Here is a 15,870-nt window from a genome sequence, read left to right on the forward strand (position 1 = left end):
AGTCCTTTGTCATTTGACCAATGACTAATGACTAATGACCAACGACTACTTCCAATCTTTACCAATCCGAATTGTCAGGTCAGATTCTAAATCACCAATCGCTGACACCTCAATTTGACCTAAGCCTAAGACTTTTTGCAAATCAACTCCAACTCGTCTGTTGCCTTTTTCGACAATAATCTGAGTTTGACGTTGGGTATCTGGCCAATCAGGCACTTTGTAAATATTAGTAAAGCCTTTCTGTTTGAGATAAGAAATAACTTTTTCAGTTAACTGAGGTTGATTTGAGGCATTTTGAATAGCAATTTTGAGGTTAGGAACCTGACGCATATCTGGTTTCAGACCAGGTACATTTACCCCAACATAATCATTCAACAGGCTCTGTTGTCCAGTCATATTTAGCCAATAGCTATCAGGGTCTTTGCTAAAGCGGCTAAAAGTACCAGGCAACACCGTCATTTGGAAATTATCTCGATCTAGATTGAGACCGAAATTGACCAACGCCATCATTTCTTCCATCTTCAGGTTGGTATCAAAGTATTTTCGCATCAAGCGAGTTAATTGAGGCAACCGGGGTAAAATGGTAGGACTATTTAAGCGTTGCAGCAGGGCTGCTGTTAGTGCTTGCTGACGCTGCACTCTCGGCAAATCTCCCAAACCTGGTTCGCGGAACCGGACAAACTGTTCTGCTTGTTCGCCGTTGAGAGTTTGCCAACCACTGACTAAATTAATCGACAGCCGACTACTAGAGTCTTTATATGTCATCGACTTGGGAACAAAGACCTCTACTCCGCCTAACTGATCGACTAACTGGCGTAAGCCGCTAGTAGAAATACGGATGTAACGGTCAATTGGGGCGTTGTTTAAGGTACGGCTGACTACCCGTGCTGCTAAGACTGGGCCGCCTTTGGCATTGGCATCAGATACCTTAGTTAATCCCTTTTCTCCCTTTTCGGGGATGGCAATCATGGTATCTTTGGGAATAGAAAGCACCCGTACAGATTTTTCACTAGGGTTAAGCCGTACTAACAGCATGGAGTCGCTTTTGCCAGCAAAGCTTTCTGGTGAACCATCAACAGTACCGTTAACTGGTTCAATTCCCATGATTAAAATATTCATGGGTCGCGAAAGCTGGTATTGAGAGAGTTTGCTCCACAACTCCCCCGGTAACGGGATTTTTACCTCGTCTTTTGCGGTAGTTCCTGAATCTTCATCTGTTCGATCGAGATTACTCCACAAAGGAGTCCACAGTGCTAACGTCGAGACTAGCAGCCCAGATAAGATGATGCCGATGACAATCGTCATAATCCACAACAACCAGCGAGGCATGGTTAAGCCCAGTCTCTCGTAAAGCTGATTGGGAATCGCGCCCACAGATTCGACGACGCTACGGTTTGGATTTACAGGCTGGTTTAGTTCGACATCCTCCTCCTCTGAGTCGGCTACTGGTGCTGGCGTTACCTGATTTTCTATCCGTTGAATTTGCTGCGATCGCACCTCAGTTTCAAATTCTACAACTTGCTGAGATGTAACCGGATTTTCCGACCATTCGACTTGTTTTATCACAATTATCTCCCCACTCAACCACTCCCTAAAAGTATGTTAATGCAAGCTACAGATATTGCCAGTGGAAAGGCTCGCTGTAAACTTATAATGTTCTTCGGTAGGCGTGTATGACAACATGAATGCTTTATTGTTCCCCGTAATCCTTGCTGGTGGTAAAGGTGAACGTTTTTGGCCCCTGAGTCGCAAAGACCGACCTAAACAATTTTTAAGTCTTGATGGTAGCTCTAGAAGTTTATTACAAGCAACCGCCGATCGATTGATAAAACTCGGTGGCGGATGGGATTCCTTGTGGGTGATCACTTCTAGTCAGATAGCTGAAGGGGTACGACAACAACTACCCGATCTACCAGTTGAAAACTTACTGATTGAGTCGGAAGGCAGAGACACAGCCGCCGCCGTTGCTTGGACAAGTTTAGAAATCAAACAGCGCTATGGAGAAGACGCTGTGATTGGCTTTTTCCCTGCTGACCACTGGATTGCTGATCATGAAGCGTTTGCCCACACGTTAAGCGCGGCTACGCAACTGGCAGCAAGCACAGCAGCGATCGTTACACTGGGGATCAAGCCTACTTTTCCATCAACCGGTTACGGCTACATTGAACAAGGTGAAAAGATAGGTAGCTTCAATGAGTTGCCAGCTTATCACGTCAACCGCTTTACTGAAAAGCCCAACCGCGAAACGGCAGAGACTTTTTTATCTACGGGACGTTTTAGCTGGAATAGTGGCATGTTCGTTTTTCGGGCAGGGGTTGTTCTCAAGGAACTACATACCCATGCTCCAGAAATTATCGAACCTCTAGAACAACATGGTACTGATATTTATCCCCAGTTGCCTAAGAAGAGTATAGACTATGCCCTAATGGAAAAGACAACTTTAGCATACGTTTTGCCAGTTGATTTTGGTTGGGATGATTTGGGAGATTGGAATGCGATCGAGCGGTTACTCAAAACAGAAGAGAATCCCAATGTGGAACTCGCTACCCACGTAGGGTTAGATACGCAGGGGGCGATTATTTATGCCTCAAATCCAGATGATGTAGTTGTTACAATTGGTTTAGAGGACGTGGTGATTGTGCGCGATCGCAATGTCACCCTCGTTGTCAATAAAAAACGTACCCAGGAAATTAAGCAGATCCTCAAAATTCTTCAAAGCGATTCCCGATTTACTGACCTGCTATAAAAGTTAAAACCCCTGGCAGAGGCGAAAAAGTCTATTTTCCGATTATAACTTGACTGTCTGTTATTTTTTCTGACAGTTATGGACATTATTAGCTTTGAGCCTCTCGCCAAAACAATGGCAATGGAGTCTATTACGGTCTATCAAAAATATATTTCTCCTTCCAAAGGATTTAGTTGCTCTCATCGCTTATTACATGGTGGGGATTCTTGCTCTAATTACGTCAAACGAATGCTGAGTGAACAGAAACTCCACGAAGCCATACAATCATCTCTAAAAAGATTCCAAGACTGTGGCGCAGCTAGCAAAACTTTAACCAGTACCAAAACTAGAGCCGATTCCGGTTGTATTGTCATCCCCTGTTGCTTACCTCTTTAACTCCCTGCGTCTTTGCAGTTATTTATAAAAATGTTCCTCACCCAAACTGTTCCCCGTCAACGAGAAATTCTGGAAGTATTCCTTCGCAATGGCTGGGACTATATGCGAAGGTTACTCACTGGTGGTAAAGCTGATGAACCCCAGCTACCGACACCTGCGGTTTTAAAAAATATCCTGGTAGACTTGGGGCCAGTTTATGTCAAACTTGGTCAGCTACTCTCTACCCGTCCAGATTTACTCAGCGCTTCCTACATTGAGGAACTATCAACCTTACAAGATGAAGTACCAGCAGTACCTTGGTCAGAGATAGAAATAATCCTTCGCAAAGAATTAAAACGTCCACTAGCAGAAACCTTCAAGACGGTTAACCCGATCCCAGTCGCGGCGGGATCAATCGCCCAGACACATCGCGCTACATTAGCAGATGGTCGAGAAGTCGCTTTGAAAGTACAACGTCCGGGAATCGATCTGACTATTGCCCAAGATATTGCTTTAATTCAAGGTATTGCCGATTTAGTGGCGCGGACTGAATTTGGCCAAACCTACGAAATCAAATCCATAGCTGAAGAATTTACCAAAGCCCTAGAAGCCGAGTTAGATTTTACACGGGAAGCGGGTTTTACAGACGAACTGCGGCGTAACTTATCTAAAAGTCGCTGGTTTGATCCCACGCAAATAGTAGTTGCGGAAATTAACTGGGAATTGACCACAGAAAAATTACTGGTGATGGAATGGCTGGATGGTGTGCCGTTCTTGTCGGCGGATTTGGACAACAATAATAATGGTAAAGATCCTGTTGTAGAGCGTAAAGAAATAACTACTTTATTATTTCGGGTATTTTTTCAGCAACTATATATTGATGGCTTTTTTCACGCCGATCCCCATCCGGGAAACTTGTTTTATCTCAAAGATGGGCGGGTTGCTCTGTTAGATTGTGGCATGGTGGGAAGACTCGATCCCCGTACACAGCAGATATTAACAGAGATGTTGTTAGCGATCGTTGATTTAGATGCTCAAAGATGCGCTCAGTTAACTTTGCAGCTATCAGATTCGGCTCAACCAGTAATTTTATCACGGTTAGAAAATGATTACGATCGCATGTTGCGGAAGTATCACAATGTCAGCCTGACGCAAATAAATTTCAGTCAGATAATCTATGAAGTTTTACAAGTTGCCCGCAACAATAAAATTAGATTACCTAGCAACATGGGTTTGTATGCCAAAACTCTAGCGAATTTAGAGGGTGTAGCGCGGACATTCAACCCAGAACTTAATTTTTTCGACGAAGTTAAACCATTAATTACAGACTTGTTTCGGCGGCAACTATTGGGCGATAATCCAGTGCGATCGCTATTACGAACAGCCTTAGATATTAAAAGTCTCTCTCTGCAATCTCCGCGCCAAATCGAACTGCTATTAGACCGAGTTACCTCAGAAACCTTACAGTGGAATCTATCGCTACGGGGATTAGATGGCGTGCGGCGGACAATGGACGATGCGGCTAACCGACTCTCTTTTAGTATATTAGTGGGTTCGCTGATTATGGGTGCGGCAATTATATCCACCAGAGCGCAGACAAGCCAGCTATCTTTTTTAAGCACCATCCTCTTTGCCGTTGCTAGTTTATTGGGTTTGTGGTTAATTATCAGTACACTGCGATCGGGGCGTTTACGTTAAAGTCTATGTGTTGTGTGTAATGCTCACCACAGTCAATCATGATATGTCACTGGCGAAAATCTCTGCTTTCGTATTTGGAACCAAGCTTACGCAAAACTATATGCTGTAGGGTCAATTCATGAATTGACCCTACCTGAAAATCTTTATTTTTGCCTATTGTTTGCGTAAGTCATAATAAAAAATATGTCAATTATTGTTGCTGAAAATCTGAGTAAATCTTATCCAGTAGCAGTTAAAAGTCCGGGTATTAAAGGTACAATCACCCACCTTTTCCGCCGTACCTACCGCTCAATCAAAGCAGTTCAGGATGTTTCTTTTGAAATTTCCCCTGGTGAAGTGGTGGGGTTTTTAGGGCCAAATGGTGCTGGGAAAACCACCACACTAAAAATGCTCACGGGGCTGATTCATCCCTCTAGCGGTAAAGTCACAGTAGCTGGACAAATCCCTTTTCATCGAAAAGAAGCATTTTTGCAAAAAATTACCTTGGTGATGGGGCAAAAACAGCAGCTAATTTGGGACTTACCAGCGCTGGATTCTTTGAGAATTAATGCTGCTGTATACGACATCTCTGATAAAGAGTTTCAACGGCGGGTAGGAGAATTAACAGAGATGCTTTCCTTAGAAGGCAAACTTACCCAACCAGTACGGAAGCTATCTTTGGGTGAGCGGATGAAAGCAGAATTGCTAGCAGCACTTTTGCACCGTCCTCATGTATTATTCCTAGATGAACCGACTCTGGGACTAGATGTAAATGCTCAGGTGGCGGTACGCGATTTTTTGCGCGACTACAATCAGCGTTATCAAGCTACAGTGCTGTTGACGAGTCATTATATGGCTGATATCACAGCTTTGTGTCAACGAGTGTTGTTGATTCACCAAGGAAGCTTGATGTATGACGGTAGTTTAGATGGACTACTACAACGTTTTGCCCCTTATCGGGAAGTTCATATAGAGTTAGCCCAACCTCTATCGATAGAAAAACTTATGACATACGGGGATGTGCAACTATTAGAGGGGCGATCGGTGCATTTTATGGTATCTAGAGAGGCACTCACCCGCACGGTATCGAAGATTTTGACAGATTTGGAGGTAATTGATTTAACTGTCACCGAACCGCCTGTAGAAGAAGTGATTGGACGAGTTTTTCGGGCGGGTGTTGTGTAGTTAGCGCTGCTAGGAATAGAGTTGCCAAGAGGAGAATGCACTATGGCAATCCGATGTGATTTTTGAACCTATTTGCGTAGCTAGGGAGTAGGGAGGGGAGTAACGCGAAAAAGTGAGATCCTCGTAAAATAGGCAGGGGAGCAGGGGGAGCAGGGGGAGCAGGGGGAGCAGGGGGAGTAAAGAGGCATTTTTAGTATTTTTTACGACCGTTACAGACTGCTTCTACACTTATTTTCTTTCTCTTCCCCTGCCTCCCCTGCCTCCCCTGCTTACCCATCTCACAAAATCGCATTGCTCCCGTAGGGAGTAGGGAATCAGCCTTTTTGAGTTGAGGGCAAGTTTTTTAAAAAATCAAATAGAAGTCTTAATATAAATGAAAAAGATGATTAGAAAAGCTCTAACTTTGCTGTCAGTATACTATGCCTATATGGTTGAGTATCGAGCAGAACTAATCCTATGGGTTTTAGCTGGTTCTTTGCCGATTATCCTCATGGGTATCTGGATACAGGCAGCAAAAGGCGGGCAGTTTGGGCTATCATCGGTGGATTTTGCTCGTTACTTTATCACGGTTTTCGTCGTTAGACAATTAACAGTTGCTTGGGTGATTTGGGACTTTGAAAAGGAGGTTGTGGAAGGCAAGCTTTCGCCCAAGTTGCTACAACCACTCGATCCAGTATGGCATCATGTTGCGGGGCATATTTCTGAAAGATTTGCTCGGCTAATGTTTGCTTTTTTATTAGTAGCGTTATTTTTTATTCTTTATCCCCAAGCTTTTTGGATACCAAATTTGACTAGATTTTTACTGTTTATATTAGCAGTAATACTAGCTTTTGTTTTGCGGTTTACGATTCAGTATACTTTTGCCATGTTTGCCTTTTGGACAGAACGGGCTACTGCCTTAGAAAACTTTTGGTTTTTGTTTTATCTATTTTTATCTGGTTTGATAGCACCTTTAGAGGTATTTCCAGAATCTGTGCGGGAAATAGTAATGTTTACACCTTTTCCCTATTTGATTGATTTTCCTACGAGTATTTTGGTAGGGCTACCTGTGGATATAGGGCGGGGATTTTGGTCAATATTGGCGTGGATCTTAGTGTTTTTGGGTGCCAATCGCTTACTGTGGCGTGCAGGTTTGAAACGGTATTCTGGGATGGGAGCGTGAACAATTGATAATTTATAAGAAGAATTCAGAAGTCAGGAGTCAGAATTCAGCATGAATTCTGTACGAGTGGTTAATGAATATTGGTTAAAACCTCGCCCCTAATGGGCGAAAAAATTAAAATATTCTTCCTGAATTAAAACTCCATCCCTTCATGGGTGGAGTATTCTGACTCCTGTATTCTTTTTATCCCTATGAATTTAGTTTCTTTTATACAGGTGCATCGCACGCGAAGAGCGTCTCGTAGAGAGGAGGAACGACGAACGCGAACGGCGTGTCGCAGCCAAGCAATCGCATCAACTCATGCTTAGTTGGAGATGTGGCGATTGCTTTGCTTCACTTCGTTTCGTATCCTACGGGAAGGCTCCGCCTACGCAATGACATACAAATGCTAAGGTTTGTGATTAGTCATCGATCGTTAGTACCAATAACTAATCACAAACGATCAATGACTGCTATTCAACTTTTTCATACCAGATACCTACTTTCTCAAAAGCACCATAAGCGAGCTTCAGAAAATTTACTACTCTCTGTTTGCCAATTATTCCAAATTCTTTATACTCTCTAGCCTCTGCAAAAGTCAGGCGATTTTGGTCAATTATGTTTCTTTCTCTGTATGCTAACTTCGGAAAATCTATAACTTTTATCGGATATTTATTTACTATGTTCTGAAAGTTGGAGTCTGACTCTAGATGCTCCCAATCATCACACAGCCCTAAATTCCTCACCAGAATATGAGGGATTTTCTCACCGTAAGTATTCAACGACTGAGTAAACAGGTTGATACTGTCGTATCCTCCTGTGGATACAAACCATTTATAAAACATAACTCCCTGGGAACTGCCTAGCTCAAGTAATTGATTAGACTCAATCCAGCCTTGCACTGCTCTATGAGATTGTGCGGCTAAATTTACAATTACTGGCTTTTCTATTGCCCACTCAAATATTCTATCTGCCTTATTTGCCTGTCGTTCATTCTCACTAAACACAGCATACTTACATATTTCTTTATATACCCCTGCGACATCTGGATTTGATCTATCTGTCTCCACTGGTACAAAGGGGATTTTCTTATCCAGACAATACTGAATCATTGTCCTGGCAAAGAGAGACTTTCCTACCCCGCCTTTTTCACCATCTATAAAATGAATCGTCGGCATTACAGGCACCTCTAATAATTATTTAAAGTCTGATACATCTTTCCCAGGCTAAGAACTTTTTAGCGATCGCCGCCTAGTTATTTTGGTAGTTTTATGAGAAAGTATAACCTTCTTCAGAGCGGATTAAAACGGAATCTCGTAGAAAGTAAACGCTCTCTTGCAGTGATAGTTCTTCTTTGTCCTTCTCTTCTAGCTTTTCTAGGGAAGCTAGAGTCGTTTGGAGTTTTGTTAATTGTCAGCAAAAACAAGATCCCCGACTTCTCAAAGAAGTCGGGGATCTAAGATTGACAATGCTCACCTTACAGATTGAGGATTAGCCTAAATCGAAAAGCAAGATTTCACCACCGATGTTGGTGCTAATTTCTAGCTGTTCTTCGCCGTTGATTTGCACACCATCGCCGGCTCTGAGTTCTTCTCCATTTAAGTTGACTATACCTTGGGCTACTTGTAACCAGGCATAGCGATCGCTTTTGACTTGATAATTAACAACATCACCATCCTCTAAAACAGATGTATATAAATCAACATCTTGGTAAATTGTCACAGCACCATCGCGCCCATCTTTAGCAGCAATTAAGCGGAGTTTGCCGCGCTTTTCTTCTAGAGGAAAAGTTTTTTGTTCGTATCTTGGTGTCAGCCCTTCTCGATTGGGAAGAATCCAGATTTGTAGTAAGTGTAGCGGTTCAGTTGGTGAAGGATTAAATTCGCTATGGCTGATTCCAGTTCCAGCGCTCATAATTTGGGCATCACCGGGGCGAATTACTGAACCAGTACCCAAGCTGTCTTTATGCTCTACAGCACCTTCTAATACATAAGTGAGGATTTCCATGTCACGATGACTGTGGGTAGGGAATCCAGCACCAGGGGCGATGCGATCGTCGTTAATCACGCGTAGAGAACGAAATCCCATGCGGTTGGGATCGTAAAAACTACCAAAGGAAAATGTATGATAGCTATCGAGCCAGCCCATTTTAGCGTGACCACGGGCATTGCGATCGTGAATTAAGTGGGTAATTGTATTTTGAGACATAGATTTACCTCGTTGTTAATGAATATTTAGTTAGGAATTGCTTAATTTTGAATTTTAGATTTTTCCTTCAATTATCGAAGATATTTTTGTAATTATTCAATCGGCTTTTGAACTATTTCAATAATAAAGTATATACATATAAATGAAAAGTACGCACTTCAAAGTGACATAATTACCAAAAAGATACTGTGAGATTTGAATTTAAACAATTAACAATAAGATTCTATATTTATTGAATCAGTGACGCTAGTATTGTACGTTCTACTATCCTGCGCGATCGCTAACACAGCCTACGTATATTTTAAAAGTCTTTTTTTGTAAAATTGGATATGATACATTATATTTTTTAGGCACTGTGAACTTTTTTATTGGTTGCGCTGTTTGGGCATATAAGGGTTGGGTGGGCGAACTCTACCCCCAAGGCGCTCGCACTGGCGATTTTCTCCATCTGTACAGTCGTCGCTTCACCACTGTAGAAGGTAACACCACCTTTTATGCCGTGCCTAACCAAGAAACTGTAACCCGTTGGGCTGCTGAAACACCAGCAGGTTTTGAGTTTTGTTTAAAATTACCACGAGATATTACTCATCAAGGGTTGCTACAACCTTATATTCCGGCTGCTTTGAAATTTCTGGAGGGGATGCGCCCTTTAGGAAAGCATCTCGGCCCGATATTTGCCCAGTTACCACCTAGTTATACACCTGCATTGCTTGACGATTTGGCTAACTTTCTGGAAGCTTGGCCTCTGACAGACGCGCCTCTAGCAGTGGAAGTTCGGCATCCTGCTTGGTTCAGGGAACCTCATGCTAGTAATTTGACAGCGCTTTTAGAAAAGCTAGGTGTAGGACGGGTACTGTTAGACTCGCGCCCTATCTACACTGGAGATTATGACCCTCAGTTACAATCGGAACGGCGCAAACCCAAATTACCATTGCAATTGAGTGTGACAGCACCTTTTACTCTGATTCGATTTATTTCTCATCCAAATTTATCAGTGAATCAGCCGTTTATGGAAGAGTGGGTAAGGCAGATTCAGCAATGGTTACAGACGGGAGTGCGAATTTATTTCTTTGTTCATTGTCCCATAGAAGCGCGATCGCCTAACATAGCGCGTCACTTCCAACAGCTATTAGAACAGAGTAATACACCAGTTCCGCCCCTACCTTGGAATAACCTCGTTCATCCTCCCAGTCAGCTGAGTTTATGGTCTTGAAAGGTAGAGTGCAAGGGTCAAAGGGAATAGGCCCACAGAATGAAATTGATAATTTTTGATTTTTTGAGAACAGCTATACCAAAGGAGGTTGAAATGAATCGTCTTCTTTATGAAAGTTCAGTCTCGTATAAAGGATATCTCATCATTCCATTTGTTTATGCACAAGCTGATAATTACGAAATTTATTCGTATAAATTGCTATCTGAGATAGGGCATAAAAGCCAATTTCATAAAGCAGAAAACCCAGCAAGAATCTATGGAAGTGGTGCTATTAATATCGTTGATATTGCTAAAGAACATATCGATCAAAATTCCGAGTTCGTTCATCATGGTGATAGTTTTAAGTCTCGCTATATTTACCGAGAGCATTTGATTATCATCTTCCAAGAAAGAGACAAATGTTTTTACGATCATTATCCACCGGAGTTATTGAATAATATTGCAGCGCCAAAATTATTTAAATCTGAATATGAATGTCTGAGTTGGATTAAACAAGGGCTTGATGGGCGACAGGTTCAGCAAAGAACTATTTGAAGAAAAGATGCGATTAATCGCGTCTGTACAGGAGTTGGGAGTAGAGACGCTACCGCGTAGCTTCTTTCCCCACAGGGGTATACTTCATCTGCAATGACAATCTATTTGATAAATTTGCAAAATTGGGATGCTCCCAACGAAAGTTTGTATAGCTGCGATTTATAATAGATATCTCCGAAAAAAAAGACGTACCACTGCTACGTCTCTACAAGGGTTGTGGATAGCGTATATTTATTTTCTGGAGATGTCTAATCGCTGGGTATATTTGCTTTGAGCATCTCAACTCAATAACTCATGCAAAAATAACAAATTATGTTTTTGTTGTAAAACGTTAGTTTTAAATACTTTTATAAAATACCCAAAAGTATCTAACTGCACAAATTCGGTATGATAAATATTTTCACAATTTTGCAACCTATAAGCCCGTAACTTATGACTATTAAAGATTCCAAGGATCGGGTTCTGGCAAATAGATAAATAATTTTAGATTCTGCAAAGAAATCGGTGAGATATATGTTATGGTTTTTATAGGAATCAAAAAAGTGAAAGCACAAAAAGACTTCAAGACAAGTTTGAGGCAAGCTCAAGAAGGTTTTTTTGCTCTGGTAAGTCCCCTTCAATTCGCTACATCTTTTTCTAACAAAAATCTAAAACTAGATTGAGTGGGATAGTAGCCTTTGTAACAACTTGAAGTCAATCGAAATTTATCTGGGCATGAGCTAATAAGAGTTGGCTAGCCTAGCTAGAGCATTACCTACCAAAGGCAATTACTCTTGGAGTCTGGGAAGAAAGACTCTTAGTACAGCCTGACAAATCCATAGAAATACAGAATATTTACAAACTTACTCTTGCGGGAGCAAATATTTTCAACCGCAAACTAAGTTGAAGCAGTTGCTGATTTTTAGAACGAAAACTTCAAGCAGAATGGTATAGTTCCATAATTTTTAGGAATTTAATCATACTGTCAAAAGTCACCTAGATATTGTCTCAGCCAGAGTGTTAGGAATGGGAGCATCCCACTTTTTTGCATGTCATTGCGAGCAAAACGAAGTGAAGCGAAGCAATCGCAAAAACCACGGGATTATGTGATTACTTCGCTCCGCTCGTAATGACAATTTAAGGGGTCTATAACGCCTGAAATCCTTGCAGATAGTACGGTAGCTCCTAAAAGGAGAGAGGCTTTGAATCTTACTCCCCAACGCTAGTAGGGAAGGGAGTGGGGGTTAGGTCTGTATTCTATGCAATTAAGAATTGCTATACTACTGCACCTATAGCTACCACTTTTTAGGCTGGAATATTATCCTGCTGTATCAATCACGAAATGAAAAGCGCTATAGAGGTTCTTGGTGACTTGACATCTGCAAAATCAGAGAAGTTGCAGCGACCATTTAGAGTGGATTGCAATTTGGTTGGTTGTGTGGTTCAGAGAACAAATCTGCGTTCGTTTGAATTCCTGCTGCAACCACTCTTTAGGCTTGAGCAACCATTTGGGATTCTGTTACAACAACTGACAATGCTGAAGTCAAAGTTTTAAAGGCTTCGTTATTAGGAGATGGAGATTTCTCTATCCCTTAAGCTATCACTTTGTGGGTAAATATGTTCTGATTTTCACTGTTTTTGTTGGGGTGCGATGTCTAGTGACAAGTTGCTACATATCAATGCCAACGGGCTCTACTTCCCTACGTTCCAAGAGTGAATATCTCATATCAAGCTTCTGACCCATCAATTAAATCATTGTAGGAAAACACAACCATGACTGACCCAAAAATTAGACAAATAGCTTTCTATGGTAAAGGCGGTATTGGTAAATCTACCACCTCTCAAAACACCCTTGCAGCTATGGCTGAAATGGGTCAACGCATTCTGATTGTCGGTTGCGACCCTAAAGCTGACTCTACCCGTTTGATGCTACACAGTAAAGCTCAAACAAGCGTTCTTCAATTAGCTGCTGAAAGAGGCGCTGTAGAAGATATCGAACTCGAAGAAGTAATGCTGACCGGTTTTCGGGATGTACGTTGTGTGGAGTCTGGTGGCCCTGAGCCTGGTGTGGGTTGCGCTGGTCGTGGTATTATCACCGCTATCAACTTCTTAGAAGAAAACGGTGCTTACAAAGATGTTGATTTTGTAAGTTACGACGTTTTGGGTGACGTTGTGTGCGGTGGTTTCGCTATGCCTATCCGTGAAGGTAAGGCACAAGAAATCTACATCGTTACCTCTGGTGAAATGATGGCGATGTATGCAGCTAACAACATCGCTCGTGGTGTTCTTAAATATGCTCATACAGGCGGTGTACGCTTAGGTGGTCTGATTTGTAACAGCCGTAACGTTGACCGGGAAATCGATTTAATCGAAACCTTGGCAAAACGTTTGAACACCCAAATGATTCACTACGTACCTCGTGACAATATTGTTCAACACGCAGAATTGCGCCGGATGACTGTTAACGAGTATGCACCTGATAGCAATCAAAGTAACGAATATCGCATACTGGCTAAAAAGATCATTGACAACGACAAGCTCGCCGTTCCTACCCCTATTGAGATGGAAGAGTTAGAAGATTTGTTGATTGAATTCGGTATTCTCGAAAGTGAGGAAAATGCTGCAATGCTGGTTGGTAAAACAGCTACTCAAGCACCTGTAAAGTAGTACCAATTAAATAATAGTTTAGGGTGGGCTGCTTGCCCACCTTTTTTGTGAGAATTTTATTTTATGGTAATAAAATAATTAGGTAAGTACTTGGACAGAATTAATTACACAATGTCATTGCGAATGAAGCGTAAAGCCTTCGGTATAGCTTCGCTTAACGCGGTAGTGTCTCGTAGAGATAGCGCAATGAAGCAATCCCAACTCTTGCGATTGCTTCGCTCCGCTCGCAATGACTGTAAATATTTTTGTCCAACTACTTAACGATAGTAGAAACTTGTACAGTTTCAATCCCTACCCTAATAGGGATTTTGATGAATTGCAATGTTGCGCTTTTTCAGTTGAATCATGGGCTTGTTGGTTTCAATCCCTAATAGGGATTTTGATGAATTGCAATAAATGTCAATTAGCCTTGAAAAGGGATTGACGTATAAGTTTCAATCCCTAATAGGGATTTTGATGAATTGCAATTCAGATTTTATCAAGCAGCGCTTGATGGATCACTTCGTTTCAATCCCTAATAGGGATTTTGATGAATTGCAATGCTAGTTGCAGTTGTGGTCTTGGCGCGGGGTAGAAGTTTCAATCCCTAATAGGGATTTTGATGAATTGCAATCTTAGGCGGTGGCAATGGCGCAGTATATCTAATGTTTCAATCCCTAATAGGGATTTTGATGAATTGCAATTGCGATCGCAATGCAGCACGGTATGGCTGATTGGGAAGTTTCAATCCCTAATAGGGATTTTGATGAATTGCAATGTAGCACCGAGAATTTATCAACAGTAGAAGAACTGTTTCAATCCCTAATAGGGATTTTGATGAATTGCAATTATCTTGCTCTCTAGTCAGAAATACCCTTAAACGTTTCAATCCCTAATAGGGATTTTGATGAATTGCAATTATTCAATGTATGTCAAGGCGTATTACTCAGCAACGTTTCAATCCCTAATAGGGATTTTGATGAATTGCAATTTTTGGGGGAGCAAGAGACTGAGTGGATTGTTTACTCGTTTCAATCCCTAATAGGGATTTTGATGAATTGCAATCCCAGTACCGATCCTCCACAGCGATCGACCGCAGGTTTGTTTCAATCCCTAATAGGGATTTTGATGAATTGCAATACACCGACCTCTTGGCATCTCTCCCAAACTCGCGCGTTTCAATCCCTAATAGGGATTTTGATGAATTGCAATGCAAAAATCTTACTGCGAACTGGAGAATCGGAATAGTTTCAATCCCTAATAGGGATTTTGATGAATTGCAATGACTAACAAATATATGCCTATTTCTGGATAGTCCCGTTTCAATCCCTAATAGGGATTTTGATGAATTGCAATGCATTTTTTCTGCTGTTATGGCATGGAGCGGGGAATCGTTTCAATCCCTAATAGGGATTTTGATGAATTGCAATTTAATTAAACCTTGGCGAATCAATGCCCAATTTTTGTTTCAATCCCTAATAGGGATTTTGATGAATTGCAATTCAATACTAAGATTCCCGATAAATTGAGTTAAATGTTTCAATCCCTAATAGGGATTTTGATGAATTGCAATAAAAGATTCTTGCTCTAGATGCTCCCAAAAAATGTTTACGTTTCAATCCCTAATAGGGATTTTGATGAATTGCAATATGAGGGTAGAGAGTCTAGAAACGATCGCAAGTTGTTTCAATCCCTAATAGGGATTTTGATGAATTGCAATTGAGGTTTTCCGTTACTTTTCCATCAAGTGATTTAGTTTCAATCCCTAATAGGGATTTTGATGAATTGCAATGCAAGGGTTTGGCTCCTCCCCCAGAGCCGCCATCAGTTTCAATCCCTAATAGGGATTTTGATGAATTGCAATCCGCAAGCGGAGTATCAGCAGTCTTGTCCCCATCGTTTCAATCCCTAATAGGGATTTTGATGAATTGCAATCTGGCTCAAGAATAATCTTCTTAGCATTCCAAATGTTTCAATCCCTAATAGGGATTTTGATGAATTGCAATGACGTGTCCGCATCGGCTGCAAGTTTGAGACGTGTAAGTTTCAATCCCTAATAGGGATTTTGATGAATTGCAATCTTAAGCCGGCGATGAGCGCAGCTGCAATAATGTTTCAATCCCTAATAGGGATTTTGATGAATTGCAATTTATAAAGCTCTTTAATGTTAATGTCGAAATTGAAGTT

11 protein-coding genes and 1 CRISPR repeat array (1 of these 12 only partly in view) are annotated in these 15,870 nt (G+C 41.5%); of the genes, 8 read left to right on the forward strand and 3 right to left on the reverse strand.

The features are described 5' to 3' along the window. Window positions 1-45: 45 nt before the first annotated feature. Window positions 46-1,566, reverse strand: a complete 1,521-nt coding sequence (locus tag GTQ43_RS07715; protein ID WP_265272078.1) for an LCP family protein — start codon at window positions 1,564-1,566, stop codon at window positions 46-48. A gap of 115 nt (window positions 1,567-1,681) precedes the next feature. Between GTQ43_RS07715 and GTQ43_RS07720 the strand changes: the two genes are divergently transcribed. From GTQ43_RS07720 to GTQ43_RS07740, 5 genes are all read left to right on the forward strand, one after another. Continuing rightward, a complete protein-coding gene (locus GTQ43_RS07720; RefSeq protein WP_265272079.1) occupies window positions 1,682-2,746 on the forward strand; it encodes a mannose-1-phosphate guanylyltransferase in 1,065 nt (354 codons plus the stop codon). Between the two features lie 78 nt (window positions 2,747-2,824). Next, on the forward strand, window positions 2,825-3,121 hold the full coding sequence (yidD, locus tag GTQ43_RS07725) for a membrane protein insertion efficiency factor YidD (RefSeq protein ID WP_265272080.1): 297 nt from the start codon (window positions 2,825-2,827) through the stop codon (window positions 3,119-3,121). Window positions 3,122-3,151: 30 nt separating this feature from the next. Continuing rightward, window positions 3,152-4,798, forward strand: a complete 1,647-nt coding sequence (locus GTQ43_RS07730; protein WP_265272081.1) for an ABC1 kinase family protein — start codon at window positions 3,152-3,154, stop codon at window positions 4,796-4,798. A gap of 183 nt (window positions 4,799-4,981) precedes the next feature. Further along, window positions 4,982-5,962: an ATP-binding cassette domain-containing protein gene (locus GTQ43_RS07735; RefSeq protein WP_265272082.1), complete on the forward strand. Its 981-nt coding sequence runs from the start codon at window positions 4,982-4,984 to the stop codon at window positions 5,960-5,962. A gap of 373 nt (window positions 5,963-6,335) precedes the next feature. Beyond that, window positions 6,336-7,124, forward strand: coding sequence for an ABC transporter permease (locus GTQ43_RS07740; RefSeq protein WP_265272083.1), 789 nt, complete (start codon window positions 6,336-6,338; stop codon window positions 7,122-7,124). A 452-nt stretch (window positions 7,125-7,576) separates the two neighbouring features. On the opposite strand, the gene GTQ43_RS07745 is transcribed toward GTQ43_RS07740, so the two are convergent. Together GTQ43_RS07745 and GTQ43_RS07750 are read right to left on the reverse strand one after the other, a co-directional pair. After that, window positions 7,577-8,281, reverse strand: coding sequence for a mobilization protein (locus GTQ43_RS07745; protein ID WP_265272084.1), 705 nt, complete (start codon window positions 8,279-8,281; stop codon window positions 7,577-7,579). A 313-nt stretch (window positions 8,282-8,594) separates the two neighbouring features. Further along, on the reverse strand, window positions 8,595-9,311 hold the full coding sequence (locus GTQ43_RS07750; RefSeq protein ID WP_265272085.1) for a pirin family protein: 717 nt from the start codon (window positions 9,309-9,311) through the stop codon (window positions 8,595-8,597). 355 nt (window positions 9,312-9,666) lie between these two features. Between GTQ43_RS07750 and GTQ43_RS07755 the strand changes: the two genes are divergently transcribed. The 3 genes from GTQ43_RS07755 to nifH all read left to right on the forward strand — a co-directional run bounded on the left by GTQ43_RS07755 (window position 9,667) and on the right by nifH (window position 13,704). Beyond that, window positions 9,667-10,524 (forward strand): DUF72 domain-containing protein, encoded by an 858-nt coding sequence (locus GTQ43_RS07755; RefSeq protein WP_265272086.1) that lies wholly within the window; start codon window positions 9,667-9,669, stop codon window positions 10,522-10,524. Window positions 10,525-10,617: 93 nt separating this feature from the next. Further along, window positions 10,618-11,058: a hypothetical protein gene (locus GTQ43_RS07760; protein WP_265273697.1), complete on the forward strand. Its 441-nt coding sequence runs from the start codon at window positions 10,618-10,620 to the stop codon at window positions 11,056-11,058. Between the two features lie 1,752 nt (window positions 11,059-12,810). Then, a complete protein-coding gene (nifH, locus tag GTQ43_RS07765; protein ID WP_265272087.1) occupies window positions 12,811-13,704 on the forward strand; it encodes a nitrogenase iron protein in 894 nt (297 codons plus the stop codon). A gap of 286 nt (window positions 13,705-13,990) precedes the next feature. Continuing rightward, window positions 13,991-15,870: direct repeats of the CRISPR family, unit length 37 nt; unit sequence GTTTCAATCCCTAATAGGGATTTTGATGAATTGCAAT; it runs 1,912 nt beyond the window's last position.

The organism is Nostoc sp. KVJ3 (assembly GCF_026127265.1).
Classification (GTDB): Bacteria; Cyanobacteriota; Cyanobacteriia; order Cyanobacteriales; family Nostocaceae; genus Nostoc.